The sequence below is a fragment of the Mesorhizobium sp. W050 genome, assembly GCF_054719535.1.
The window spans coordinates 3,295,865-3,321,896 of the sequence record NZ_JBTTIH010000001.1 but is presented as its reverse complement, the minus strand read 5'-3'; the positions used below and the strand labels follow the sequence as shown (position 1 = coordinate 3,321,896).

Genomic DNA, 26,032 nt, shown 5'->3' with positions numbered 1-26,032 from the left:
AAGGGCTCGCACCAGCATCCGCACCGTTGCGGGACTCGAAACTCCCGGCATGGATGCAGAGGCGCAGCCGAAGATCCCGGCCAAGCAGGATGCTGCGCGCTACAAACCGCCTTCGCAAATGAGAACTTTACAAATATTCGTATTTATGTGAAGTAAATCACTGAAAGGTCGATCATGACAAACAGTCGCTTCGCCACCCGCCTGAATTCCTTCGCCTCGCGGCCGCAAGCCGAATGGCCTGATCTCACCGGCAAGCCGTCCATGCTGCAGATGGCCACTCGCGCGGCCAAGGTCGACGGGTTGACCGATCTTGATCTTAATTTCCCCGACCATGTCAGTGAAAAGCCGGCTGAAATCGCCCGAAAGCTCGGCGGCCTCGGGCTTTCCATCAATGGCTTTGCCATGCGTTACTACTCCAATCCGGCCTTCAAGCTCGGCGCCTTCACCAATCCGGACCCGGCGGTGCGCCGCGAAGCCATCGACCTGACCAAGGCCGGTATCGATGCGGTGCGCGCGGCCGGCGCCAGTCTGATGACCCTGTGGCTTGGCCAGGATGGCTTCGACTACGCCTTCCAGGCTGACTATGCGACGCTCTGGCAGCACGAAATCGATGGGGTTCGTGAAGTTGCCGCGCATGACCCTGGCTGCCAGATCAGCCTGGAGTACAAGCCTAACGAACCGCGCTCCTACTCGCTGATGCCGGATGCCGCGACCACCTTGCTGGCGATCCGCGAGGTCGGCCTACCCAATCTGGGCGTCACGCTTGATTTCGCCCATGTGCTCTATGCCGACGAACAGCCGGCCTTCGCCGCGGCGCTGATCGCTCGCCACAGCAAGCTGCTCGGCGTCCATCTCAACGATGGCTATGCCAAGCGCGACGACGGCCTGATGGTCGGCGCGGTGCACACGCTGCAGACCATCGAACTGCTGCGCCAGATCCGCCGCGACGGCTATGCCGGCGCCATCTACTTCGACACCTTCCCCGACATGACCGGGCTCGATCCGGTGCGCGAATGCGAAGTCAACATCGCCACCGTCAAGCGCCTGCTGTGCGTTGTCGACCGGCTGGAGAAGGATAACCGCCTGTCCGCCGCCATGGACAGCCAGGACGCCGTGACGTCGCAGGCTATCGTCCAGGAAGCCATGCTCGGGCCGGAGACGAGGGGACGTGGATGACGTTGAGCAATCTCGATCTGAAAGCCGTGGGGCCGCGCATCCGCATGATGATGCCGCATCTCACCCCGCTTGAGGCCAAGGTGGTGGAAACCGTCTTCGGCCGGCGCGGTTTCGACCAGACCATTCCGCTCAAGCAGATCGCCGAGGAGGCCGGCGTGTCCGAGGCGATGGTGGTCAAGATCGCCAAGAAACTCGGCTTCTCCGGCTACCGCGACTTCCGCACCGCCGTCTATGAATACAGCCGCCTCCCGACCGCCGAGATGCACCAGGAACTGTCGGTCGACGACAGCTCGGCCGAGATCGTGCAGAAAGTGTTCCGCACCTCGATCCAGGCGCTGGAGGAGACGCTCGCGATCCTCGACATGGACGATTTCGACCGTGCTGCCGATCTGCTCTACCGCGCCAGGAACCGCGATTTTTATGGCGTCGGCGGCTCCGCCCAGATTGCTCGCGACGTCTCGCACAAATTCCTGCGCATCGGCATCCGCGCATCGGTCTATGACGACTCGCACATGATGCTGATGTCGGCCTCGCTCCTCTGCGCCGACGACATCGCCGTCGGCTTCTCGCATTCCGGCAACACGTCGGCCGTCATCGACGCCATCCATCTTGCCCGCAAGAGCGGCGCCCGCACGCTGGCCATCACCAACTACGACAACTCGCCGCTGGCCCGGATTGCCGACATCGTGCTGTGCTCGACCGCGCAAGGCTCGCCGCTGATGGGCGAAAACGCAGCGGCGCGCATCGCGCAACTCAACATCCTCGACGCTTTGTTCGTGGCGGTGGCGCAGCGCGACTACCAGGCGGCGGAGCGCAATCTCGGCCGCACCATGTCGGCGGTCACCTCGAAACGAAAAGACCGGGGCACATGACGGTTCCGCTGGTCACCGTCTTCGGCAGCCTGCACTACGACATCATGGTTGACGCGCCCGACCGTCCGCGCAAGGGCGAGACTGTGGCCGGCCATGCCTGGCAGCCGAAATGCGGCGGCAAGGGCGGCAACCAGGCGGTCTCGGCGGCACGCGCCGGCGGGCGTGCGGCGATGATCGGCGCCGTCGGCGACGACGATTTCGGCACGGCGCTGCTGGCCAATCTCGATCGCGCCGGCGTTGATCGCCGCTTCGTGCGCGTGGCGGCAGGCGCAGGCTCCGGCATGAGCGTGGCGATCTTCGACAGCGATGGCGACTATGGTGCGGTGATCGTCTCCGGCAGCAATCTCACCCTGGGCAGTGATGACATCGCGGCTGCGGGCGAGGTGGTGGTACAGACGGCAGTGCTGTTGCTGCAGAACGAAGTGCCCGATGCCGCCAACATCGCTGCCGCGCGCGCGGTGAGGGCATCCGGAGGCCGCGTCGTGCTCAACGCCGCACCGGCGCGAACACTGTCGGCCGAATTGACCGCGCTGATAGACATCGTCATCGTCAACGCCATCGAAGCGGAATTTTTGGCCGGCGTTCCGGTCGTCGATACGCTCGCCGGCGCAACCGAAGCCGCGCGGCGGCTGATCGATACCTACCCCTCGGCGATCGTCACCGCCGGCGGCGAAGGCGTCGCCTATTGCGACCGGATCGGCGCGGCCTTCGCGCTGGCGGCCATTCCGGTAAAAGTCGTCAGCACCCATGGCGCCGGCGACGAATTCGTCGGCGCCTTCGCGGCAGGCCTCGCGCGTGGCCATCCGGTGGAAGCGGCGATTGCCACCGCCAATGCCGCCGCCGCCTCGCTGGTGGCGACTCCGGAGGGAGAGCGCAGCTCGCGTTGAAAACTCAGGCCGCATGTTGCGCCTCCAAAACCCGTGCCCCCGTCGATGAGCGAAACGGCAAACCGGGCGCGGCGAGAACCTGCTTGGCTTTGCCCTGATGGAGGTGCGGGCCAAGCTGCGTGGTCGAAAGTAGGGAGCTTCAGTCCGCTTCGCCGGCCGAACCTTTGCCGCACTGCGCCAGCACCTTACCGATCGCAGCGCTCGAGCCCGTCAGCGGAAAGCTGTTCTCGCCATATTTGTCGGCCGTAACCGTGACGTCGCCCTTGCCGCGCAACAGGCCGAGCAGTGGATCGTCTTTGCTCAGCTCAGCCGTGAAGTAATTATACATGGCCTCGAGGTCGAGCTTTTTGGTCACGCTCTTGTCACCGCCCTTGAAGGTGAAGGAAGCGCTGATGCCGGGCTCCAGCTGCTGGCCGGCCCCACCCAGATCGTAGCTCAGCACCGGCTTGTCGAAACAGACGAGCATCAGATGCGCATCGGCCTTCGGTCCGCCGCACACCGAAGCCGTCAGCACGCTGCCGCCTTCGTCTTCTTCCATCTTGGCGCTCCAGTTGCAGGACGCGGCAAAAGCCGGCTGCGCGGCTTGCAGCGCGGCCAGAACGGAACTTGCCATGATGAACTTCGCCAATGCACTTTGCATGATCCCCTCCCAAGCTACATTCAACGAGATCATACAGGACAAAGGGCCTGGTGACAGCGGCATGCCGTCTTAGCCCCCGGCGCGCCCCATTGATCAAGCCTTTGAGACCGGCCTCGACGTCCAGGGCGGCTCCGGCGCGAAGCGCTTACCGATCCAGTCGGCGAAGGCGCGTGTCTTGGCGGCTTGTCCCCTGGCCGAGGGCATGACGACATAGACAGCGCCTTCGTCGGCCAGCGTCCAGTCCTCCAGCAACGGCACCAGCCGTCCGTCGGCGAGTTCGCGCCCGACCAGCCAATCGGTGCTCATCATCAGGCCGAGGCCTTGCACCGCGGCTTCGACCAGCACTTCGGCATCGTCGCAAACCATCGGCCCCGAGACTTCGACGTTAACGCGGCGGCCCGAACTGTCGGTCATCTCCCAGGTGGGAAAGGTCTGGAAGCCGGAGAAGCCGAGGCAGGCGTGTTCGGTCAGCGCTTCCGGCGCTTCCGGCGCGCCCCTGCGGGCGAGGTAGGAGGGAGCAGCGCACAGCAACCGCCGCCGTGTCGCGATCTTGCGCGCCACCAGGCGCGAGTCCTCCAGCGCGCCGAGACGGACGGCGACATCGAAGTTCTCTGCAACGAGATCGACGAACCGGTTGGAGAACTCGGCCTCGATGCGGACATCCGGGAACGTCGCTAGAAAGTGCGGCAACAGGGGCCCGATCCACATACGCCCAAAGGTTCCCGGCAGCGCCAGCCGCAGCAAGCCCCGCGGAGCCCCGCTGGCATGCGCGGAAGCAGCAGCCTCAGCTTCGTCTACCGAGGCCAGGATGGCGCGGACACGCACCAGGAACTCCGCTCCGGCCTCCGTCAACGACACGCTTCGGGTGGTCCGGTGCAGCAGCCGCACGCCGAGCCGCTCCTCCAGCGATTGCAGGCGGCGTGACAGAACCGTCGAGTCGCGCCCGACGCGCAACGCCGCCTTGGTGAAGGAGCGCGCTTCCGTGATGGCCGCAAAGGCGGCCATTTCGGCAAGGCTGGCGGGGTCGTGTGATTGCTGCATAAAGCACAGGATTCAAATGTAAAAATTCCGGATTATCTGCTTGTAGCGCAGCAGATAGCTTCACTCAATCCTGACGATCGACCCCTTAAACAGGAATGCGTGAGCCATGAAAGCCATCGAACTGACCGCCGCCAAGCTGGACGCCTTTCGCGCCACCACCATTGCCACGCCTGAACCGCAGCGCGGCGAAGTGCTGATCTGCCAGCGCGCCGCGAGCCTGAATTTCGTCGATGTGGCGGTGGCCAGCGGCAATTATCGCGTGCCCGGCTTTCCGCTCATTCCCGTCGCCGACGGCGCCGGCGAGATCGTCGCGCTGGGGGAGGGCGTTACGGATTTCGCCGTCGGCGATCGCGTCGTTGCCCATGCCAAGCCGCGCTGGATCGGCGGTCCGCCCCGGCCTAACGAGATGACGCAGATGCGCGGAATTTCGCTGCCGGGGTCGCTCGCCGAATATGTCGCGCTGCCGGCCAACTCGCTCGTGCTGGTACCGGCTCGTCTCTCTTTCGAGGCGGCGTCGACCCTGCCGATCGCCGCGACCACCGCCTGGAACGCCGTCCGCGCCGCCGATGTCGGGCCGGGCTCGGTCGTCGTGCTGCTCGGCACCGGCGGCGTCTCCATCTTCACCCTTCAGCTGGCGAAAGCCGCCGGCGCAACCGTCATCATCACTTCTTCGTCGGACGAGAAGCTGGAGCGGGCGAAGGCACTCGGCGCCGATCATCTCATCAACTACCGCGCGACGCCCGACTGGGACGGCAAGGTGCTGGAACTGACCGGCGGCCTCGGCGCCGACCTCGTCGTCGAGACCGCCGGCACCGCCACCTTCGCCCGCGCCGTCAACGCCACCGCGCCTGGCGGCACGCTGTTCACCATCGGTTTCGTCACCGGCGCCGAGGCCACGGTCGACCTGCTGCCGATCATCATCAAGGCGCTGAAGGTGGTCGGCAACAACACCGGGTCGGTATCTGACCTTCGCGCCGCCGTCCGCGCCATCGCCGCCGCCCGCATCGACCCGGTCGTCGACAAGGTGTTCAGCCAGGAGCAGGCGGCCGAAGCCTACGCGCACATGTCGGCAGGCGGGCAGCATTTCGGCAAGCTTGCGTTCAAGCTCGACTGGTAACCGAGGCGCGCGAGCTGCCAATCTCCCCCCTTGAGGGGGAGATGCCCGGCAGGGCAGAGGGGGTCGGTCCGACCGGGCTCGACCTACGGCGGCGGAAGGAGGTTGGCGCTCTACGAGAGGCGACCCCCTCTGTCGCCTTCGGCGACATCTCCCCCTCGAGGGGGGAGATTACGCACGCCGCTTCCTAGATCAACTTCTCCAGCGTGATCGGCAAGTCCCGCACTCTTTTTCCCGTCGCATGGAACACCGCATTGGCGATCGCCGGCGCTACGCCGACGATGGCCAGTTCGCCGACACCCTTGCCGCCGAGCACCGAAGAGTGCAGGTCGGGAATGCCGACCGAGATGACCTCGATATCGGGGATGTCGGCATTGGTCGGCACCAGATAGTCGCCGAGATTGTTGTTGACGATGCGGCCATGCCTGCGGTCGACAATGCCTTCTTCGAGCAGCGCCTGGCCGATGCCCATGATGATGCCGCCCTTCCACTGGCTCTCCGCGAGTTTCGGGTTGTAGAGCCGGCCGGAATCCAGCGCCGACACCACGCGCGACACGCGCACCGTGCCGAAATCCTCGTCGACGCGCACCTCGATGAAATGCGCGCACCAGGAGTGGCGCGAATAGTCGCCCTCGGTGTGCGGCAGCGCCGCCGCGATGGTGGTGTAGTTCTTGTAGCGATCCTCGGCGGTCGAGTTCGCCGGCATGGTGTCGCCGGTGGCCTCGATGCGGTCGCGGCCGACGCTGGCCAGCAGGTCGGCGATCGAGACATCGGGACCATCGCCGCGCGGCGACCTGATGCGGCCATTGGCGACGACCAAAGTGTTCGCCTGGAGCGCGTGGAAGGGCGAGCGCGGATCGCTGATCGCCAGCCCGACAAGCTGGTCGAGCGCCGATGTCGCCGCCTTGTAGACCGCGCCCGTCATCACGCCGGCCAGCCGCGACCCGCCGGCCACGCCGGCGCGGGGATACCGGGAATCGCCGAGCTTCACGACGACATGGTCGGCCGCCACGCCTACCGTTTCGGCCGCCGTCTGCGCCAGGATCGTGTACGTGCCTTGGCCCATGTCGATCGAGGAGCTTTCGACCTCGACCGAGCCGTTGGCAAGGATACGCACGATGGCCTCGCCGTAAGCGCGCCGTACCGGATAGGTGCCGGCGGCGACGCCCCAGCCGATCAACTGGTTGCCGTCGCGCATCGAACGCGGTTTGGGCGTGCGCTGGGCCCAGCCGAAGCGTTCGGCGCCAGCCGCGAAAGCCTCGCGCAACTGCCGCGTCGACCAAGCCTTTTTTGCGTGCGGATCCTGCTCGGCGTAATTCCTCAGCCGGATCTCCAGCGGATCGATGCCGACCTCGTAGGCGAGCTCGTCAATGGCGCTTTCGATGCCGAAGGCGCTAGGGTTTTCGCCCGGCGCGCGCATGGCGCCAGGCATCACCGAATTCACCCGCACGACATTCTGCTTCGAGGAGAAGTTGGGCGTCGCATACATGATCGAGGTGACGACGCCCAACGGCTCGACCCACATGCCGTCTATGGATGTTTCATTGACGCCGCGATGCACGATCGACTGGATCTTTCCGTCACGGTCGGCGCCGATCGCCACCGTCTGGCGCGTCGCGGCGCGCCCGCCATAACCGGTAAAAGTCTGCGGCCGCGTCATCACCACCCTCACGGGCCGTCCCAGCATCTTGGCCGCGGCAGCCGCCACCGCGCCGTGGCCGAGCGCCAGCGCCTTGGAGCCGAAGCCGCCACCGATATAGGGCGAGACCAGCCGTACATTTTCGAACGGCACGCCGAACCATTCGGCATAGGTGCGGGCCATGCCGTCGAGCCACTGGCTCGGCTCCCACACGGTCAGCCGGTCGCCCTCCCAGCGGGCGATGAGGCCATGCGACTCCATCGGCGCCTGGTATTCGCGTGGCGTGTTATAGGCGCCGCAGACGCGCACCGGGGCAGCGGCGAAAGCGGCCTGCGCGTCGCCCCATTCCTTGGTCATGGCGGCGATCGGAATGCCGTCGCCCGCCTTGGCGTCGCTGAGGTCGACGATGGCCGGCGTCTCGTCATAGCTGACCTTGACCAGGGCTGCGGCCGCAACGGCCTGCTCGAAAGTCTCCGCGATGACCGCGGCGACATGCTGGCCCGAAAAGGTGATATCGCGCGCCAGCGGGCAGTAGGGCTTGTCCGGCGGCGGTGTGCCGAACCAGTCCGATGCAGTCTTCAGCGGCATGATGGTGTCCGGCGTCAGCACCTTGAGCACACCAGGTGCCGCCTCGGCGGCTGACGTGTCGATCGAGCGCACCTTGCCTGATGCGATCGTGCTTTCGACCAGAACGCCGTAGGTTAGCCCGTCGAGCTGCTGCTCGACGGCGTATTTTGCCGCACCGGTAATCTTGGCCGGGCCGTCGACGCGCGACAGCCGCCCGCCAACCTGATCGGCAGTGCCGTCCGAAGCGTCGCCGTGCCGTGTTCTTGGGTCGTGAATGGTCATGCCATGGCTCCCGTCTTGAGGATGGCGCGGGCGACGACGCGCGGCGCCAGTTCGATCTTGTAGTGGTTGGCGCCATGGTCGACGGCGCCTTCCACGGCGAGCAAGCTGGCGGCCCGCACCCTGTCTTCGCTGAGCACCTTGCCCTTCAGCGCCGCTTCCACGGCGTGCGCCCGCCACGGCTTCGTCGCGACGCCGCCCAGCGCGACGCGCAGGTCGCGAATGGTGCGGCAATCGGCTTCGAAGTCGATGCCGACCGCGGCGCTTGCAGCCGCGAACTCATAGGACTGCCGGTCGCGAACCTTGAGATAGGTCGAACGCCGGGCCGTGCCGGAAGCCGGTATGCTGATGGCGGTGATCATCTCGCCCGGTTGGATGGCATGTTCCCTGTCGGGCGTGGCGCCGGGCAGGAGAAAGAAGTCGTCGACGGCAACCTGGCGTTCGCCAAGATGAACCACGGCGTCGAAGGCGACCAGCGCGGTGGCGAGATCGCCGGGATACATGGCGATGCAGGCGTCGCTGGTGCCGAGCACGGCATGGCCGCGGGTGACGCCGCCGATTGCCGAGCAGCCGCTGCCGGCCGAGCGCTTGTTGCAGGCGGAAAAATTCGCGGGATCGCGGAAATAGGGGCAGCGCGTACGCTGCATGAGATTGCCGCCGATGGTCGCCATGTTGCGGAGCTGCGCGGAGGCCGCCTGCCACAGCGACTCCGAGACGGCGGGGAAGCGGCTTTTGATGTCGGCATGATCGGCAACGTGGCTCATCTTGGTCAGTGCACCGATCATGGCGCCGCTGCCGTCAACCTTGATTGCGTCGAGCCCCTTGAGATGGGTGATGTCGACCAGACTGTCGGGTTCGGCAACGCCGCATTTGGCGAGATCGACCAGCGTCGTGCCACCGGCAAGCAGCATGGCCCCAGGCAGGGCGGCTGCCTGTCGTGCCGCATCGATGCTATCGGCGCGAACGTAGGAAAAATCCCTCATGACGCGACCTCCAGTGCCGCCTGGCGCACGGCGGCGACGATGTGCGGATAAGCGCCGCAGCGGCAGAGATTGCCTGCCATGTATTCGCGGATTTCGTCATCCGAGCCGGCATGGCCCTCGCGGATGCAGGCCACCGCCGACATGATCTGTCCGGGCGTGCAGTAACCGCACTGGAAGGCGTCCTGGTCGAGGAAGGCGGCCTGGACGGCGTTGAGCGTGCCGTCGTCGCCGGCCAATCCTTCGATGGTGGTGATCTCGCGGCCTTCGGCTTGAGCTGCAAGCGTCAGGCAGGACAGCACGCGCTGTCCCTCGACATGCACCGTGCAGGCGCCGCACTGGCCCTGGTCGCAACCCTTCTTGGTGCCGGTCAGGTCGAGGCGATCACGCAATGCATCGAGCAGCGTGACGCGCGGCTCGATCTGCAGTTCATGGTCGTGCCCGTTGATGATGAGACGGATGGTGGTCTGGCTGGTCATGGGCGTCTGGCTCCAGTTGCTTGACGCCAGGGGATTGAAATGGCGTCCGAGTGGGAGAGGAAAAGGGAAGAGGCGACGGTGCGCCTAATCTCCCCCCTTTTGGGGGAGATGCCCGGCAGGGCAGAGGGGGGCTCGAAGGAATGCGACGCTCCCGATTTACATGCGTCGGCACGAATCTTGTCCGAGGAGGAGCTAGTCAGGCCTTCATAGACTGGCGGGACAGCGCCCCCCTCTGTCCTGCCGGACATCTCCCCCACGAGGGGGGAGATTGGCAGCTCTGCCGCCCCGACTCTCCAGCGGGCAGGGGATGCTTCAGTCTTCACAACCTCAACACGTGACATACCGGCTCCCTGATTATATGATAAGGCCGCTCCACTAAAACGGAGGCGCCTCCGTTTATCAGTTGGGGGCTTACCCCTTTGGGTTCAAGCCCCATATGTCGACAGTGGAGAAAAAATTGACCGAGCAGTCGCAAGCAATTGTCGACGAGAAGCGCGAAGCCGCAGCGCCAAGGCCGCTGCGCGCCGATGCGCAGCGCAACCGCGACCGGCTGGTCGAGGTTGCGGCAGCGGCCTTTGCCGAGCACGGCGTCGATGCCTCGCTGGAGGAGATCGCGCGCCAGGCGGGCGTCGGCATCGGCACGCTCTACCGGCATTTTCCAACCCGCGAGCATCTGGTCGAGGTGGTCTATCGGCGTGAAGTCGAGGCGCTCTGCGCGGCGGCCGATGATCTCGCCAGCCACCATTCGGCCGATGTGGCGCTGGAACAGTGGATGCAGCGCTTCGTCGACTACATCGCCACCAAGCGCGGCCTGGCGGCCAGCCTGCGCATTCTGTTCAACACCAATTCCGCAGTGTTTTCCGACATGTCGGGCCGGGTGTCGCTGGCCTTGCGGCAAATGGTCGAGGCGGCAGTGGCGGAAGGCTCGATCCGCAGCGACGTCGACGCCTCCGATGTGCTGCACGCACTCGGCGGCATCTACTCGGCCCCCGACACCAAGGACTGGCGCGACCGCTCGCGCCGGCTGGTCAAGCTGCTGATGGACGGGTTGAGGTTCGGGGCTGCCAAGGCGAAGTGACGGGTAGTCACCTCAATTTCAGAAACCAGCTTTTCGCTCCGGCCCCATCCTCATCCCCAACCGCCGCCTCCGCTGCTTCCGCCGTTGCCTCCGCCGCTACCGCCGAGAGAAGGAATCACGGGCGGCTTTTGCGGGATCTCCTCGGCCGGCTTGATCACTTTGCCGGTGGCCGCCTTCTTGTATCTGACCACCTTTGGCTGCGGTGCTACGCGAACCACCTTGCGATGTTTCACCGGCGGTGCCGGCTCAAACATCGGCGACACCGAGGTGCAGCCCATGAGCCCGGCCAGAACGCCGGATAGAATTATCCCGATGAATGCCTGCCCGAATGTCTGCTTGAATGCCTTGCCCACCATGGCCTCCTTATTGTTCAGAACAAATCCCGACGCGGATTGGCTTCTTCCCAGACCCCCCGGGCCGCATTGACCAGTTGCGTGTCCAGCGAACCGGATGGGGGGATCTTCGACTTGAGCTCTTGACGCAGGGCGTCCAAAGCTGCCGTTTTCGGCTTGGTGCCGAACTGCGCCAGGCCCTTTTTGGCGTCCGGCAGCTCCTTGTGCAGATCGAGCGCGACGGCGAATGCCAGGAAGCGCACTGCGACAGCCTGATCGGCCTTGTCGCCTTTCGCCATTTCGAGCGCCGCGCGATCATAGGCGCTCGACGGATCGCCGCGCGTGGTCGCCAGTTCGAACAGCCTTTGCGCTTCCGCCGGGTCCTGACGCACACCGGCGCCATCCCTGTACATGCGGGCGAGGCTGCCCGGAGCGTAGGGCTGGCCAAGATCGGTGGCCTGCTGGAACAGCGCCTGGGCCGTCTTCGGATCCTTGTCGATGCCCTGGCCGGCGAGGTAATTGCGGCCGAGCAGGTTCATCGAATACATGTCTTGGCGCTGCACCCCCGCTTGCAGGAAGGCGACGGCGCGGGCCGGATCGGCAGGCACGCCATTGCGGCCCTCGGTGAAGATGGCGGCAAGATCGTTCATGGCATAGGTGTGCCCCATGGCCGCCGCCTTGAGCAGCAGGTCGAGGCCCTTGGCCGTATCGCGGTTGACGCCATAGCCATTGAACAGCGCGCGTCCCCACGAGGTCATACCATAGGGATCGCCCTTGTCGGCGGCAGCCTTGTAGAGAGCGTTGGCCTGGGCGCGGTCGATGGCCGTTCCGGTTCCGGTTGCGTTGAGATAGCCGAGTTCGAAGACGGCGCGGACATGGCCTTTCTTGGCGGCCTCCTCGATGGCTGTCCTGGCCTCTCTAACCTGGCCTGCCGCAAGCAGGGCGCGGCCGAGCTCGTAGCGGAAGCGGGCGACATCGGGATAGGTTTTCACCGCGGCCTCGCAGACCGCCACCGCACCGGCGCCGATCTCGTTCGGCAGCAGGCCGGGCACCACCCCTTGCAGGTCGAGAGGCTCGCCGGCGGCGGTATCGCAGGCATCGACCGTCGGCGACAGCTTCATTGTCGCGGGCTTGGCCGAGCTGCTGTCGGCCCGGATTTCGAAGCCGACCTCGACCGGCGCGCCGGCGCCGATCTGCGGCTCGTAACGGAGATGGTCGACTTCACCGGCCAGAAGGCTGGATTGCGGCGACAAGGTTCGATCAGGCAACGACAGCGTTCCCGTTGCCGGATACCCCGAGACCTTCAGGCTGACCGCCGGATCGTCGGTGGGGAAATCCAGATTGAGCGCGACCGGGCCGACGCCGACGGGAATATCAAGCTTGCGGTTCTCGATCGCCTCGGCGGCGCCGGTGATGTGGATGCCGCGATCCAGCACCTGCTGCTTCTGCTCGGCCTCGAGCGAAGCCATGATCTGCTGACCCGCCGCACCTTCGCCGCTCTTGACGCGGAACACGAGTATGCCCTGGCTCCCGCCGCCCCAATTGTCATGCGTGGCATAGGCCAGCATATCCACCTCGTCCTGCGTGGCGGCCCCTTTGGGGATATCCATCTGCAGGCGCGGCAGGTCCTTGCCCTGGATCGGTTCGCCCACCGCGACGTCTTTGCCGTCCAGCACCAAACGGCCCATTGCCGGCGGCCGTTCGATGCTGACGCTGATAGCGCCGCCATCGATATCGACCGGCTCCGGCAGGCCGAGAGCGACAGGACCGACCCCCGACAGCACTACCTTCTCCAGCACTGGCGGCAGCGAAGGCCGATTGTTGCGGCGCACCAGCACCACGTCATCGATCAGCGAGGAATTTTCCCATGGCACCTGCATGCCGTTGGTGGCCTGCACGACATCGCGGCGCACCGCCGACATGACCGTGCGGATCTCCTGGTTCGGCGCCAGCGCGCGCCGCGAAAACGCCGATGAAAACGGGCTGAGGTCGCCGCTGCCGTCATAGGCGACCGCACCTGGTTCGGTGGCGAAGGCAATCAGCGTGTTGAGCGAGCTTCGCACCTGCGCCAGCCCAGTATTGCCGGCGGTGACAAGCTGGTCGCGCAGCCAGTAATTGTTGCGCGGGAAGGGGTTGTTGCGGCAGGCATCGAGGATGATCACCTGGATCTTCGACTTCGAGCGCAGCTGCTCCAGCACGTCGTTGAGCTTGATGGCCTGGACCTCGATATCGGCCGCCTTCTTCAACGAGGCGTCGACCGGTATCAGGAAATTCTCGCCACCGATCTGAAAGCCGTGCCCGGAATAGTAGACGACGGCGAGATCGGCGCCGTCGGCGGCGGCCAGATAGTCCCGGAACTGGCCTTCGAACTGCTGCTTGGTGAGATTCTCGGCGACGAAAACCTCGAAGCCCGCCAGCCGGAACGTGGCCGATACGTCCTGGGCATCCTTGGCCGGGTTCTTCAGCGCCGGGATGTCGCGATAATCGGAATTGCCGATGACGAGCGCGACCCTTCGATCGGCGCAGGCCTCAAAGCTTGTGAGGCCGGCAAGGATGAAGGCCGCGATGAATCCGCAAAGTCGGAGCATGACAAAACTCCTGGTCGCGGCCTGACGCCGACGAGAACACCGCTTGCGGCATCAAGGTCCGTTGAGAGTATGCAACCTGCCACAGCATAAAGTGAAAGGCCCGTCACCGCCAGACCATGGCAGGCGATTTCTTTCAGCGTCGACCGACCGCAGAGTGCAAGTAGCACGCGCTTCACGAGCAGGTATGTGACAAGTCTCACAGTTCGCTGTTTTGGGGGAATGCCTGGTGCCGGCGGCTGCGCGCCTATTCCTTGAAGAGCAATTCCTTGTCGTTCGAATATTTCACCAGCAACGGAATGCTGGCGCCGCCGATAACGGGGCCGAGATGGCCAAACGTCCCCTCGATGACGGAGAACGGCTCGGGGCGATCGACAAGGATCCGTGCCAGCTTTCTGCGCATGGCCTTGGCGATCTCCTTGCGCACGCCATTGGGTATGGCGCCATCGATCACCACATTGTCGATGTCGAGCAAGGCAACGGCACTGCGGGCGGCATAGGCAAGCCCGTCCGAAACCTCATCGATCCACGCGGTGACCGGCTCTCCAAGGTCGCCCCAATCGTCGGGCGACGACCAGATGCGGCCGGCGTCCTTCTCCCCATTGTCCTGGTCGTTGAGCTTGCCGGCCAGCGAATACAGCGAAGCGACGCGCAGCAGCGGCGTCATCCGTTCGCCCTTGCGCCCCGGCGCGGGCACCGGCATGTCGCCCAGCGCCCCGGCCAGCTTGTTGCGGCCGGGGAACAAGTGATGATCGAGCACGAGGCCGCCGCCGATGAAGTGCCCGACATAGGCATAGAGAAAGTCGGCGCGGGATCCGCCGGCGCCAAACATCAGTTCGGCCGCGGCCGACACCGTGGCGTCGTTGTAGAGGAACACCGGCCAGTCGAACGCCCGGTCCAGTTCGGCGCGAATGTCGATTTCCTTCCAGGCATCCAGCGTGCCCGTCGGCACCGCGCCCTCTTCGCTCAGGTTCCACTGATGGAATGGCGAGGCGATGCCAAGACCCGCGATGCGGTCTTTCTCTATCGATTTGTGCTTGCGGCACATGCGCGCGATGGCGCCCCTGGCGAATTTCATCACCTCGACGGGCGTCGGATAGTCGAACAGCGTGCGTTCGAACGCGATCACGTCGCCGACGAAATTGACCAGGGCGACATCGGCGCTGCGATGATCGACCTTGAGGCCGAAGGCATAGGCGGCTTTCGGGTTCAACGCAAAGGGAACCGAGGGTTGCCCCAGCCGTCCGCGCAAAGGCTCCAGGCGCAGCAGCAGCTTGTTGTCGGCGGCGCGGTTGACGATGGTGGTGATGGTTTGCGCGGCCAGCCCGGTCAGCCGCGTCAAATCGGTCTTGGCCAGCTGGCCGTGGCGGCGGATCAGCGAGACGATCAGGCGTTCGTTGTAGACGCGGCTCTCGGCCTGCGTGGTTCCGCCGCTGCGGCCTTCGGCGATCTTTTCGAGACTGAAGAAGCTGGTGCCGGTCACGCTTTCCCCTGCGCAAGGAGGTTGGCCGCAAGGCGAGCCGATCAAAGCGCTGACGTAGCAATGCGGGCCTGGCAAGGCAACACTTAAATCCATCCGATGGAAAAATGTAGTTGACGCCGGCCGGCCTGCTGTCGTTCAAAGTATGCAAGCCTGGAGGAGCAATGCCGTGACGCAGACCCGGACCATCATGTGCTTTGGCGATTCCAATACCTATGGCGCCATTCCCACCCTGGCCCGGGTCGGACGGCACCGCTTCACGCCCGACCGGCGCTGGCCGGGCATCATGCGCCGCCAGCTCGGCAGCGGATGGGATGTGATCGAAGAAGGGCAGGGCGGGCGCACCACCGTGCACGACGATCCGATCGAAGGTCTCCACAAGAACGGGCTCAAATCGCTCCCGGTGTGCCTCGAAACGCATATGCCGCTCGACCTCGTCATCCTTATGCTCGGCACCAACGATCTCAAGCACAGGTTCTCGGTAACGCCGAATGATGTCGCTGATTCTATTGAGATCTTGGTCAGAATTGTGCTGCGCAGCGAAGCTGGCCCCGCAGGCGTGGCGCCCGCGGTCCTGATTGTTGCGCCGCCGCCGATGCTGGAGGTCGACTGGTTCGGCCAGATGTTCCTGGGCGGCGCTTCAAAGTCGATGCACTTTGCCGGCCTGTTCCGCGATGCGGCCCGGCGCGCCGGCGCCGCGTTCTTCAACGCCGGCGACGTCGTCGAGTCGAGCGCGGTAGACGGCATTCACCTCGACAGCGACGCGCATCGCGTGCTCGGCACGGAATTGGCCAAAGTCGTCCAGTCGCTGATCGGCAAGGCGTGATCGCGTGGGCGGGTCACCCGACTATCTCTGATTAATTAATTCCACTGGAAAAAGTTTTGACTTGCGAGCGGGAAGGTGGGTATCTGGGGAGACTGGGAAGAGTAGCGACCGCGAGGCTTGCGATGCGCGGCAACAATCAACGACAGGGAGGAAGTAAAATGCGATCTGACAGGAATATGATGCTGGCGACGCTGCTCGGCGTTGCCGGTGTGCTAGCGGGCGGTACCATTCTGGCAAGCGCGCAGGACGGCCCGGCCGGGCTCACCAAGCCGGCGGTATTTGCGCCGTTCGATCCGAAGGCGCCGGCCTGCAGCCCACCGCCCGGCCTGAACAAGGTGCTGGCCTTCGCGCAGGATAACGAGCGTGAATTCATGCAGGGCGTCGACCGCGGCCTGGCCGCCGCCGCCAAGGATCGCGGCCTGGAATACCGGCGCGCGCTGGCCAACAATGACGCCGCCAAGGGCGTCGAGCAGGTGCAATTGTTTCTCGCCTCCAAGATCGGCGGTCTGGTGGCGGCGCCCGTGGACCCGGCCTCCATGAGCCGCAGCCTGCAGGAGCTTATCTGGTCGGGCGCCTATGTCGGCACCATCGTGCCGCCGCCGGCCACCTCGCTGCTCAACGCGCCGCAATATGAGACCGGCAAGGTGCTGGCCGAAGCGGCCGCGGCCTACATAAAGGACAAGCTCGGTGGCAAGGCCAATGTCGTCATCCTGTCGCATGACAGCATGGAATTCCTGGCGCCGCGCTTTGCCGCCATGCGCGACATCTTCAAGGCTATGCCAGGCGTCACCATCGTCGCCGACATCTCACCCAATCCCGTCAACAAGGAAGGCGGCTTTGCCACGATGAGCACCATTCTCCAGGCCCATCCCGACGTCGATGTCGTGCTCGGCGCCGACACGGTCGTGCTCGGCGCGCTGGCTGCCCTGGAAGCGGCGGGCAAGGCGCGGCCGGACCAGTTCCTTGGCGGCATCGACGGCGAACCGGAGGCAGTCGCCGCGATCAAGAAAGGCGGCGGTCCCTACAAGGCAAGCATCAGCCTGGCGTCGCCGGTCTTCGCTTATGCCATGGGCCAGCACGCGGCCGACTGGCTGGAGGGCAAGAGCATCCCGCAGGCGATGGATATCCTCCCGGTGGCGCTGACCAGCGACTACATGGCCCAGTACGAGGCCGACGTGGCCGATCCGGCCGCGGTCTACAAGGACCCGAAGCGCCGCGACATCTATCTCAGGATGTACGGCAACATCTGCTACGATACGCGCGACCAGTATGTGAATTTCCCCTGGTCGTCCGAGGCAAAGTAGCGCCCGTTTTTCCCGCGATACGGGCGGGTTCAGCCTGACCTGAAACCGCCCGCTTCAGCAGAGGCAAGCATGAGCACAGACAGCCTTCGAACGGGGACGACACCGCTGCAAACGGGCCGGTTTTCATCCTTGCTGCCGGGCGTCAAGGCACCGGGCGAAGCGTCTGGCCGCATCGGGCTGGCGCTGGTCGCGCTGGGCTTGATCGTCGCCTTCTCGCTGTTGAACAAATCGTTCTTCAGCCTCGACAATTTCGTCGTCATCGGCGTCAACTCGACCTCGATCCTGATCGCCGTGCTCGGCACCTCCGCGCTGCTGATCGCCGGCTATGTCGACCTCTCCATCGGCAGCATGGTCGCCTTGATCGGCATAATCACCGCCAAGGTTGCAGTGGCGACGCAGAGCGCGCTGCTGGCGATCTGCGTCGGCCTGGGTCTCGGCCTCTTGCTCGGTCTGCTCAACGGTCTGCTGGTGCGCAGGCTGAGCATCTCGCCGTTGATCGTCACGCTGGCGATGCTGGCGCTCTATGGCGGCCTTGCCTTCGTCGTCTCCAGCACCGCGGTCTATGGTTTTCCCGAGGCTCTGCTCGAATTGGGGCGGGGCAAGATCTTCGGCATCCAGTACACCGTGATCATCGCCGCGCTGGTCTTTGTGATCGGAGCCTTTGTTTTGACCAGCACGGTCACCGGCTTGAGGCTCTACGCCATAGGCGGCGACCCGCGCGCAGCCGAACTCTGCGGCATTCCGGAGGGGCGCACGGTGGTTGGCCTCTACGCCGCCAATGGCTTGCTGATCGGCCTGGTCTCGGTTCTGATCGCCGGTCGTCTCGGCAGCATCACGCCGACCATCGGCGTTCGCTTCGAGCTCGACGTGCTCACCGCCGCGATCCTCGGCGGCGTTGCGTTTTCCGGCGGCTCCGGCCGGCCGCTCGGCATCGCCATCGGCGTTGCCACCATCGGCATCCTCAATGCAGGACTGATCTTCGTCGGCCTGCAATCATGGTGGCAATCCATTTCGGTGGGAAGCATGCTGCTGCTGGCGTTGGTGGCCGACCAGGCTGCGATCGGTTTTCGCGGCCGGCGCGCCTGGGCGGCCGCGACCAACTTCACGGTGGCGGACAATGGTGCCGTCGCCTCGGCCGGCGCTGCCGTGACGGCGGGCAATGGAGAAGCCCCGCAAGGTCCGGCATTCTCGATTGCCGGCGCCCGCAAATCCTACGGCGCGCTGACGGCCTTGGAAGAGGCGAGCTTCACGGTCGGCAAAGGCGAGATCGTCTGTCTGCTCGGCGACAATGGCGCCGGCAAGTCGACGCTGGTGAAGATTATTTCGGGCGCCATCCAGCCCGATGCCGGCGCGATGACCCTCGAGGGCCAGCCGATTTCCTTCAGGAGCCCGCAGGATGCACGCGGCGCCGGCCTGGAGACCGTCTATCAGGATTTGGCGCTCTGCCCAAACCTCAGCGTCGCCCACAATATGATCCTCGGGCGTGAGGAAACGCGGCGTTGGCTCGGTGTCTTCCCGGTTCGCGACGACCGAAAGGCCGCCGAGCAGTGTCGTGCCCGGCTTGCCGCGCTGGGCGTCACGCTTCGCGACGAAAACGTTCTGGTGCGCTCGCTGTCGGGCGGCCAGCGGCAGTCCATCGCCATTGCCCGCGCGCTTGCCGATCACGTCAAGCTGATCTGCCTCGACGAGCCTACCGCCGCGCTCGGCGTCAAGCAGACCGCGCAGGTCGTCAAGCTGATCCGTTCGATCGCCGTCAGCGGCACCGGCGTCATCCTGGTCACGCACGACCTGTCCACAGTGCGGGCGCTGGCCGACAGGATCGTGGTGCTCAGCCTCGGCCGGGTGGCCTACGACGGCTCGGCCAGACAGCTGACGGCCGATCAGCTCTGGGGCCTGATGGCAAGCGGCACGCTCGCGCCGGCCGCTGGGTAGGAATGCCGATCGCAGGGTCTAAAGCTCGAGGCAGATCTTGCCGAAATGCCTTTGCGCTTCGTAATGCCTGAAGGCGGCGGCGATGTCCTGCAGTGGAAAGCTGCTGTCGATGACGGGCTTCAGGCGGTTGACCTCTATGGCACGGATCATGTCCTGCTGGTCGGCTTTGCTGCCGATGGAAATCCCGCTGATGCGGATCTGGTTTGAAAACAGCGCCGGGACTGACACTTCTGCTGCAAAGCCGGTCAGGACGCCGATGAGTGCGATATGCCCACCTGTCCGGCAGGCCGTTATCGACTGCGCCAGCGTCGCCGGTCCACCGACCTCGATCACATGGTCGACGCCGCGTCCGTCCGTCAGTTCCTTGGCCCTGCCGCCCCACTCCGGCACCGCCTTGTAGTTGATGACGCTGTCGGCCCCGAGTCGTCTGAGCTTTTCCAGCTTCTCTTCATCGGACGACGTGGCGATGACCCTTGCGCCGGCGGCCTTGGCAAATTGCAGCGCAAACAATGACACGCTGCCGGTGCCAAGGATCAGCACCGTGTCGCCGGGCTTTACCTTGCCGCATGTCACCAGGCCGCGCCAGGCGGTGACGCCCGTGCAGGTCAGCGTTGCCGCCTCGAGATGCGTATAGCCCGCCGGCGCCTTGGTGAAGGCCTGCGCCGGCATGCACACATACTCGCTGGCGAAGCCGTCGAAACTGTCTCCGGGAATGTCGCGGCTTGTATCGGATCTCATGTCGCCGGCCAGCCACCAGGGGTAGAAAACACTGACGACGCTGTCGCCCGGCTTGAACGTGTCGACGCCGTCACCGATCGCGATCACCTCGCCGGCGCCATCCGACAGCGGCACGCGGCCGTCAGCGAGCGGCACCTTGCCTTGTACGGCGAAATCGTCGCGCATGTTTAGCGCGCAGGCGCGAATCCTGACCAGCATTTCTCCCGGCCCAGGCCGGGGCTGATCCTCCTCGACCAGGTCGAGCTTGTCCAACCCGCCCGGCGCTCTCAGCCTGACCAGCTTCATAGTCTCTCTCCGACGTAAAGAGCGTTAGCATGGCGGCGGCGGTCCAGCCTATCGCCGGACCGGCCGGCCGGAAATCACGCGCAGCCAGGGCGCCAGATGGACGGCGCTCATCAAGAGATACATCAGCGGCATGCCGGTGAGCGGGGAGGCATCGGCCCCCAGGCACGACATGGCGCCGTCGCCAGCGTGAATGCAGGTAAGCAGCGCCATCACGGCGAAAACAGGGGCCGCGGCGAGGCACAGCCAGTCGGCGGTGCGGAGAGAAACTGCATCGGAGCGTTGAGGGACCTCACTGCCGGTGCCTGTGCCGATATCGCTCATGGTCATAATCCCTTGATGATCAATGCCCGGGTTTCCTGTCCCGTGAGGGACAGGAAACCAAGCTGGATGGGTCGCTCCAGGTCCTTACTTGCCGTCCTTGTTGCGGAACGCGGCTTCGCCGGCCGCCGACACTTCCTCCCACGTCTTGTCGGGTGCGGCGTCGTAATTGTCGTGCCAATTCCACCAGCTGTAGAGCTCGGTCTGCGGATAGCCTTCGGGCGAATCCTCCCAGATTTCCTGGCGGCCGAGCGGCGTTGCGTCGAGGTAGCTCCAGACCGTGCCCATCTGCTCGTCGCCGCGGTTGTTGATGAAGTAGGTGCGATACACTTTCTTGCCGTCCTGGATGAACACGTTGTGGCCGTGCCATTCGTCGACGCCGAAATCCTTGTCGAAACTGTCGGTGATTGTGTACCAGGGCATCTCCCAACCCATCCGCTGCTTCAAGCTGGCAATGTCGGCCTGCGGCGCGCGGGAGGCATAGGCAAGCGTGGTATTGCGGGCGTTCAGATGGGCGAGATGGCCGACCTGGTCGGCGCCGAGCGAACAGCCGCGGCAGGCATGTTCGGGCCAGCCGTGGACGCCGGGTTCGTAGAAGGCGCGGTAGACGATCAACTGCCGCCGGCCCTCGAACAAATCGAGCAGGCTCGCTTTGCCGTTGGGACCCTCAAACACGTAGGCCTTGTCTACTTCCATCCATGGCATGCGCCGGCGCTCGGCCGACAGCGCGTCCCTGGCGCGCATCGTTGCCTTTTCCTTCACCAGCATCTTTTCGCGCTCGGCTTCCCATTCCTGCCTTGAAACGACCGGTGGGGTCTTCATTGCCACGTGCTTGGTCATTGCTTGTTTCCTTTGCCAGTTGTTGAGCCGTTGTGGCTTGTCGTTGCCTGTTGATCGTGAGGCAGGCTAGGGCCGCGAGGCGGCGAGGGCGGAGGTACAAATGTGACGGCATTTGCAGGCGGGCCACCGCAGCAGGGGTGGCGAGGCCGCACGGTGGGCTCGAAGTCCTCGGAAGCAGGCATGGTCGGTTTTTCCTTATTGAGAAGCTTAACGCGACTGTCTGAGATGCTCAGGCTAGCGAATGCGAATATTGCCGTCAACGCAGGCCCGGGCGTCTTCAACCAGTCCAGATGGCTAGGTCGCCGTCCGCGGCTTGCTGCTTGGCGGTGGTGACTTAAGTTAGGGCCGATAAGGGGAGCGGTGGGAGTTACAAATGTGACGGGATTTGCATGGACTCGCTGATCACCGCGGCAGGGCTGGCGCTGGCGGCGGGCAACCCGCTGGCGGCACTCGACCGCGTCGCCTTGCGCGAGGATGCCCCGGCGCTGGCGTTGCGCGGCATTGCCATGGCGCAGCTCGGCGATTTCGATCGCGCCAAAGTACTGTTGCGTAGGGCCGGCCGTGCCTTCGGTCCAAAGGAGGCGGTGGCGCGCGCCAGGTGCGTTGTCGCCGAAGCCGAGATCGCACTTGTTTCGCGTGATCTCGGCTGGCCGTCCAAGGCGCTCGACGCGGCGCGGTCGACATTGGAAAAGCATGGCGACCGGCTGAACGCGGCGCATGCCGGGCATCTCAAAGTGCGCCGCCTGCTGCTGATCGGCCGCCTCGACGAGGCTGAAGACGTGCTGGCTGGGCTCGATCCGTCGCCGCTTCCGCCGGCCTCACGCGCCGCGCATGAACTCGCGGTTGCCGGCATCGCCATGCGGCGCCTGAAGACGAAGGCCGCGCGCGCAGCCCTTGAGTGGGCGCGCCATGCCGCCCGCCGGGCCGGCATTCCGGGTCTCATGGCGGAGGTCGACAGCGCCTTCCTGGCGCTGGAGACGCCGGCGGCGCGGCTGATCGCAGGCGGCGAGGAGCATCCGCTGTTGCTCGAAGAAGTCGAGGCGCTGCAGGCGTCGCGCGCGCTGGTCGTCGATACGTTCCGCTATATCGTGCACAAGCAGGAAACAACGATCTCGCTGGCAACGCGGCCGGTGCTGTTTGCGCTGGCGCGCGCGCTTGCCGAAGCCTGGCCGGCGGATGTGCCGAGGGCGACGCTGGTTGCCCGCGCCTTTGGCGGCCGGCATGCCGATGAATCGCATCGCGCCAGGCTGCGGGTCGAGATCGGCCGGCTGCGCGCCGAATTGCGGCCGCTGGCGGGCATCGGCGCGACCAGCCAGGGCTTTGCGCTAAAGCCGCGCGAAGCAGGCTCCGTGGCGGTGCTGGCGCGGCCGATCGAGGAGCGGCACGCCGCGGTGCTGGCCTTCCTGGCCGATGGTGAATCCTGGGCCAGCTCGGCGTTGGCGCTGGCGCTGGGCGCCGGACAGCGCAGCGTACAGCGGGCGCTCGAGCAGTTGGCCGAGACCGGCAAAGTGCAGTCCTTCGGCCACGGCCGGGCGCGGCGCTGGATGACGCCACCGGTCGCTGGTTTCACGACCACCTTGTTACTCCCGTCGCCGCTGCCGAACGGCTAGGAAAGGTGACCATGATCGAGGACCAGGACATGAAACATTCAGCAGCGGAAATCCTGCGCGAATACGGGCCCTTTCCTGATGTCGACACCGTGCACGGCGTGAGCTTCGACGGACAGAATGTCTGGTTTGCGACGGGCGAGCGGCTGACCGCCTTCGATCCGGCAAGCGGCGAGACGCTGCGCTCGATCGATGTCGCGGCACATGCCGGCACCGCCTATGACGGCCGGCATCTGTTCCAGCTCGCCGGGGACCGCATCCAGAAGATCGACCCCGATACCGGCAAGGTGCTCTCCACCATCCCGGCGCCCGGCGGCGGCCGCGATTCCGGCATGACCTGGGCCGAGGGCACGCTCTGGGTGGGGCAGAACCGGGAGCGCAAGATCCACCAGATCGATCCCGAGACCGGGAAAATCCTGCGCACCATCGACTCAAACCGCTTCGTCACCGGAGTGACCTGGGTCGATGGCGAGCTCTGGCACGGCACCTGGGAAGGCGACCAGAGCGATGTCCGGCGCGTCGATCCGCAAACTGGCAAGGTGCTGGAACGGCTCGACATGCCGGCGGGGGTGGGCGTTTCCGGGCTCGAATCCGACGGCGGCGACCGCTTCTTTTGCGGCAGCGGCCCTGGCGGCATGGTGCGATCGGTGCGTCGGCCGAAGTAAGGCCGTCAAGTATTGGGCCGGCAGCGTATTTCCTACGGTCATCCCGCCGAGATCATATCCCGGAGCCGTCGAGCAGCGGGACGTCTTCGCCTTGCCACGGACTTGGCATTGAAGCCCGGCTCAGATTGGCCGTCGGCAGCGGCATCCAGCATTTCAACTCCGGTTCGGGGTATTCGATCACCCGTCCTGGCGACGAATCGGAAGAGCGCCAGCCCTCCGTGCCGAACTGGTCGGCGCGCGACCAGTAAGCGAGGTCGACCTCGGCCGGCCCCTGTTCCGATGGCCTGACCGTGACCAGGATGCGGCTGCCGTCCTTGGGGGCGCTCGCCATGTGCCGCCAGCGATCGGGTTCGTCCATTCTCATGTCCTCCTGCACGTTGCAGGGATAGTCGCCGCGCGCTTGGCAGCGGTCAACCCGAACTTTGCCCAAGCACGAGATCTGTTTAGCACTCCCGCGCCGTCGGCCGAAACAAGATCTGGTTCATGTCGACCTCGTCGGGCTGGCTCACGGCGAACGCCCCCATGGCGAAAGAATCCGGATGCCGGGCCGCAACAGGAAAATCGAAACCGGCATGTGAACGGGCTCACATGCCGCCACTGCAAGGAACGCTATGGGACGTCCGGCCATGACAGGGGTTTCGGATGACACTTGCTGATCTGTCTTTTTATCTTTTCACTATTTTCAATGGCTTGCGGGTGGTGTCCTACCTGCCGCAGATCGTGCGGGTGGCCCGGGACAGGCACGGGGCGTCGGCGATTTCCTACGCGACCTGGCTGTTGTGGACAGGCGCCAACGCCACGACGGGACTCTACGCCCACATCAATCTGAACGATCCCGCTCTGGCGGCGATCAACTGGCTGAACGCCGTATGCTGCGTGCTGGTCATCGCGCTCACCGCCTACAAGCGCCATCGCGCACGGCTTCCGGTTGAGGAAGCCGCAAGCCGGTCGGAAGCGACCGCTCTGATGGTCGACAATGTCTGCTGAAGATCACCGCGGCAGATTGCGCTTTTCGAGGCCGCTCTCAGACATGCACGGTGCCATGCGAAAGCTCGCCCTCGTCGCTTGAGATGAGGAAAGCGGCTGCGAGTAGGCCGACATAGAACAGCCCGACCATGCACACGACATAGATGCCTGGAACCGGGCCGAGCTGCGCCACGCGCGCGGCGTCGAGAAATGACGCGCCCAAGCCTATCGGCGACCCTTCGCGCTGCAGACTGGGCGTCGTGATCTTCAGCACCCACGCCAGCATCAGGATCGTGTACATGAAAATGTAGTTGCGGCGCAGCCGGCGCACCAACGCCGCGCGTTGCGAGATCAGGAAGCGCGGCGAACGCAGGCCTTCGCCGACGATGGCCAGCCAGTTGGAGGCGTAGTCGGGCTGCGGCGAGAAAATCTGCGCGAAATAATAGCGCTCGAACTGGCGCACCCTGGCCCGGTAGACGTCGAAGAAACGATAGCGCCGCGCCTCGATCCATAGCAGCAGCGTGGTCAGCAGCATGGCAAAGAGCAGCACCCCATGATGGGCGCTGGGCGTCGAGAGTGAGACTGAGAGCATGGCGGCGACGACAGTAATCGCCCAGTTGCTGGTACGGTCCAGCCGGTCGCGCCAGCCGGCCATGCGGGCGATTTCGGCGCGGTGGAAATGCGACATGGTGGCCACGAATTCCGATGAGGTGAGCTTCAGCGCGAACGCATCAGAGGCCCGCGGCGCTGCAGCCGCTTCGTCGGTTTTCACGGTCTTGACCTGGGACATCCCTTGCCACGCGCCTCCCAACGCCATGGCCGGCCGAAACGACGCCGGTCATCCCCATCCGCGCAACGCGCAATCGGTTGAAAATGTTCCGTCGCCGGCCCGGGTCTCGGCGGTTTATCCGCAGTCAGATAGGCCCGTTATGCGATTCAGGTAAGGAGGAACCTGCGGCGCGCCAAGGGAGCGTGGCGTGCAACCGATCTCGCCCTTAAAACGTTATACCGGGCACAATGAGGGGGTGCATGTCCTTCGTGGTCAACCGGCGCCGGTCGGTCGCGCTAGCCGCGGCAGCTTTCGCATTCATGCCGGCCGCATCGTTGGCAGCCGAAAAGACCGGCATGTCCAGCGAGGGCATTTTCGTTCTCGAAATCCTCCTTCTGCTTCTCGTCGGCCGCGGCATCGGCGAGTTGCTGGAGCGTCTCGGCCAGCCGGCGGTGATGGGTCAGCTCATCGGCGGCATCCTGCTCGGGCCATCGCTGCTCGGCTGGCTATTGCCGGAAGCAGAACGCGTGATCTTTTCAGGCGACGCCACCCAAAAGAGCATGATCAGCGCCATCGCCCAGCTCGGCGTGTTGATGCTTCTGTTGCTCACCGGGATGGAGACGGATCTGCGGC

24 protein-coding genes and 1 pseudogene are annotated in these 26,032 nt (G+C 65.1%); 12 read left to right on the top strand and 13 right to left on the bottom strand.

Features of this window, described 5'->3' with window-relative positions:
- Positions 1-174 precede the first annotated feature (174 nt).
- From ACYG9Y_RS16175 to ACYG9Y_RS16165, 3 genes are read left to right on the top strand one after another with little or no spacing between them, the layout of a single operon-like run.
- Positions 175-1,176, top strand: a complete 1,002-nt coding sequence (locus ACYG9Y_RS16175; RefSeq protein WP_023727033.1) for a sugar phosphate isomerase/epimerase family protein — start codon at positions 175-177, stop codon at positions 1,174-1,176.
- Complete coding sequence (locus ACYG9Y_RS16170; RefSeq protein ID WP_023740085.1) at positions 1,173-2,048, top strand: MurR/RpiR family transcriptional regulator; 876 nt, start codon at positions 1,173-1,175, stop codon at positions 2,046-2,048. Before ACYG9Y_RS16175 ends, ACYG9Y_RS16170 begins: the two co-directional genes overlap by 4 nt.
- Positions 2,045-2,935, top strand: a complete 891-nt coding sequence (locus tag ACYG9Y_RS16165; protein ID WP_023740084.1) for a PfkB family carbohydrate kinase — start codon at positions 2,045-2,047, stop codon at positions 2,933-2,935. Before ACYG9Y_RS16170 ends, ACYG9Y_RS16165 begins: the two co-directional genes overlap by 4 nt.
- A gap of 139 nt (positions 2,936-3,074) precedes the next feature.
- On the opposite strand, the gene ACYG9Y_RS16160 is transcribed toward ACYG9Y_RS16165, so the two are convergent.
- Positions 3,075-3,575 carry a hypothetical protein gene (locus tag ACYG9Y_RS16160; RefSeq protein WP_023740083.1) on the bottom strand — a complete coding sequence of 167 codons (501 nt, stop codon included), beginning with the start codon at positions 3,573-3,575 and terminating at the stop codon, positions 3,075-3,077.
- Positions 3,576-3,668: 93 nt separating this feature from the next.
- Positions 3,669-4,616 carry a LysR family transcriptional regulator gene (locus ACYG9Y_RS16155; RefSeq protein ID WP_023740082.1) on the bottom strand — a complete coding sequence of 316 codons (948 nt, stop codon included), beginning with the start codon at positions 4,614-4,616 and terminating at the stop codon, positions 3,669-3,671.
- Between the two features lie 106 nt (positions 4,617-4,722).
- On the opposite strand from ACYG9Y_RS16155, the gene ACYG9Y_RS16150 reads away from it, so the two are divergent.
- On the top strand, positions 4,723-5,733 hold the full coding sequence (locus ACYG9Y_RS16150) for a zinc-dependent alcohol dehydrogenase family protein (protein WP_023740081.1): 1,011 nt from the start codon (positions 4,723-4,725) through the stop codon (positions 5,731-5,733).
- A gap of 184 nt (positions 5,734-5,917) precedes the next feature.
- Here the strand turns inward: ACYG9Y_RS16150 and ACYG9Y_RS16145 are convergent, their stop codons facing one another.
- The 3 genes from ACYG9Y_RS16145 to ACYG9Y_RS16135 are packed head-to-tail and all read right to left on the bottom strand — an operon-like array spanning position 5,918 to position 9,674.
- Positions 5,918-8,218 (bottom strand): xanthine dehydrogenase family protein molybdopterin-binding subunit, encoded by a 2,301-nt coding sequence (locus tag ACYG9Y_RS16145; protein ID WP_023740079.1) that lies wholly within the window; start codon positions 8,216-8,218, stop codon positions 5,918-5,920.
- The gene (locus tag ACYG9Y_RS16140) at positions 8,215-9,198 is read right to left on the bottom strand and encodes an FAD binding domain-containing protein (protein ID WP_023749542.1); all 984 of its coding nucleotides are present in this window, start codon (positions 9,196-9,198) and stop codon (positions 8,215-8,217) included. The genes ACYG9Y_RS16145 and ACYG9Y_RS16140 overlap by 4 nt, the downstream gene beginning before the upstream one ends.
- A complete protein-coding gene (locus ACYG9Y_RS16135; RefSeq protein ID WP_023740077.1) occupies positions 9,195-9,674 on the bottom strand; it encodes a (2Fe-2S)-binding protein in 480 nt (159 codons plus the stop codon). The genes ACYG9Y_RS16140 and ACYG9Y_RS16135 overlap by 4 nt, the downstream gene beginning before the upstream one ends.
- 436 nt (positions 9,675-10,110) lie before the next feature.
- Here ACYG9Y_RS16135 and ACYG9Y_RS16130 point away from each other — a divergent pair, with 436 nt between their 5' ends.
- Entirely contained in the window at positions 10,111-10,752 is a 642-nt protein-coding gene (locus tag ACYG9Y_RS16130; RefSeq protein ID WP_023740075.1) for a TetR/AcrR family transcriptional regulator, read from the top strand.
- A gap of 50 nt (positions 10,753-10,802) precedes the next feature.
- Here ACYG9Y_RS16130 and ACYG9Y_RS16125 read toward each other — a convergent pair whose 3' ends face one another.
- From ACYG9Y_RS16125 to ACYG9Y_RS16115, 3 genes are all read right to left on the bottom strand, one after another.
- A complete protein-coding gene (locus ACYG9Y_RS16125; protein WP_023740074.1) occupies positions 10,803-11,108 on the bottom strand; it encodes a hypothetical protein in 306 nt (101 codons plus the stop codon).
- A gap of 14 nt (positions 11,109-11,122) precedes the next feature.
- Positions 11,123-13,672 (bottom strand): caspase family protein, encoded by a 2,550-nt coding sequence (locus ACYG9Y_RS16120; protein ID WP_023740073.1) that lies wholly within the window; start codon positions 13,670-13,672, stop codon positions 11,123-11,125.
- A gap of 244 nt (positions 13,673-13,916) precedes the next feature.
- Complete coding sequence (locus ACYG9Y_RS16115; RefSeq protein ID WP_023740072.1) at positions 13,917-15,152, bottom strand: ROK family protein; 1,236 nt, start codon at positions 15,150-15,152, stop codon at positions 13,917-13,919.
- Positions 15,153-15,318: 166 nt separating this feature from the next.
- On the opposite strand from ACYG9Y_RS16115, the gene ACYG9Y_RS16110 reads away from it, so the two are divergent.
- From ACYG9Y_RS16110 to ACYG9Y_RS16100, 3 genes are all read left to right on the top strand, one after another.
- A complete protein-coding gene (locus tag ACYG9Y_RS16110) occupies positions 15,319-15,975 on the top strand; it encodes an SGNH/GDSL hydrolase family protein (protein WP_245260492.1) in 657 nt (218 codons plus the stop codon).
- Positions 15,976-16,133: 158 nt separating this feature from the next.
- Positions 16,134-17,279, top strand: a complete 1,146-nt coding sequence (locus ACYG9Y_RS16105) for a sugar ABC transporter substrate-binding protein (RefSeq protein ID WP_032923983.1) — start codon at positions 16,134-16,136, stop codon at positions 17,277-17,279.
- Positions 17,280-17,348: 69 nt separating this feature from the next.
- Positions 17,349-19,211 (top strand): ATP-binding cassette domain-containing protein, encoded by a 1,863-nt coding sequence (locus ACYG9Y_RS16100; RefSeq protein WP_084014389.1) that lies wholly within the window; start codon positions 17,349-17,351, stop codon positions 19,209-19,211.
- Positions 19,212-19,229: 18 nt separating this feature from the next.
- Here the strand turns inward: ACYG9Y_RS16100 and ACYG9Y_RS16095 are convergent, their stop codons facing one another.
- The 3 genes from ACYG9Y_RS16095 to ACYG9Y_RS16085 all read right to left on the bottom strand — a co-directional run bounded on the left by ACYG9Y_RS16095 (position 19,230) and on the right by ACYG9Y_RS16085 (position 21,392).
- On the bottom strand, positions 19,230-20,234 hold the full coding sequence (locus tag ACYG9Y_RS16095) for a zinc-dependent alcohol dehydrogenase family protein (RefSeq protein WP_023740069.1): 1,005 nt from the start codon (positions 20,232-20,234) through the stop codon (positions 19,230-19,232).
- 48 nt (positions 20,235-20,282) lie between these two features.
- The gene (locus tag ACYG9Y_RS16090) at positions 20,283-20,555 is read right to left on the bottom strand and encodes a hypothetical protein (protein WP_023727050.1); all 273 of its coding nucleotides are present in this window, start codon (positions 20,553-20,555) and stop codon (positions 20,283-20,285) included.
- Between the two features lie 84 nt (positions 20,556-20,639).
- The gene (locus ACYG9Y_RS16085) at positions 20,640-21,392 is read right to left on the bottom strand and encodes a DUF899 domain-containing protein (RefSeq protein WP_023695474.1); all 753 of its coding nucleotides are present in this window, start codon (positions 21,390-21,392) and stop codon (positions 20,640-20,642) included.
- Positions 21,393-21,781: 389 nt separating this feature from the next.
- Here ACYG9Y_RS16085 and ACYG9Y_RS16080 point away from each other — a divergent pair, with 389 nt between their 5' ends.
- Positions 21,782-23,002, top strand: coding sequence for a hypothetical protein (locus ACYG9Y_RS16080; protein WP_023740067.1), 1,221 nt, complete (start codon positions 21,782-21,784; stop codon positions 23,000-23,002).
- A 29-nt stretch (positions 23,003-23,031) separates the two neighbouring features.
- The gene (locus tag ACYG9Y_RS16075; RefSeq protein ID WP_023730380.1) at positions 23,032-23,664 is read left to right on the top strand and encodes a Vgb family protein; all 633 of its coding nucleotides are present in this window, start codon (positions 23,032-23,034) and stop codon (positions 23,662-23,664) included.
- 52 nt (positions 23,665-23,716) lie between these two features.
- Here ACYG9Y_RS16075 and ACYG9Y_RS16070 read toward each other — a convergent pair whose 3' ends face one another.
- Entirely contained in the window at positions 23,717-24,022 is a 306-nt protein-coding gene (locus ACYG9Y_RS16070) for a hypothetical protein (protein WP_023689804.1), read from the bottom strand.
- A 284-nt stretch (positions 24,023-24,306) separates the two neighbouring features.
- Between ACYG9Y_RS16070 and ACYG9Y_RS16065 the strand changes: the two genes are divergently transcribed.
- Positions 24,307-24,651: a PQ-loop domain-containing transporter gene (locus tag ACYG9Y_RS16065; RefSeq protein WP_023673886.1), complete on the top strand. Its 345-nt coding sequence runs from the start codon at positions 24,307-24,309 to the stop codon at positions 24,649-24,651.
- Positions 24,652-24,688: 37 nt separating this feature from the next.
- Here the strand turns inward: ACYG9Y_RS16065 and ACYG9Y_RS16060 are convergent, their stop codons facing one another.
- Positions 24,689-25,420, bottom strand: a complete 732-nt coding sequence (locus tag ACYG9Y_RS16060) for a DUF2270 domain-containing protein (RefSeq protein WP_023673885.1) — start codon at positions 25,418-25,420, stop codon at positions 24,689-24,691.
- Positions 25,421-25,647: 227 nt separating this feature from the next.
- On the opposite strand from ACYG9Y_RS16060, the pseudogene ACYG9Y_RS16055 reads away from it, so the two are divergent.
- A pseudogene (locus ACYG9Y_RS16055) lies at positions 25,648-26,007 on the top strand (cation:proton antiporter); the annotation flags it as partial.
- Positions 26,008-26,032 lie beyond the last annotated feature (25 nt).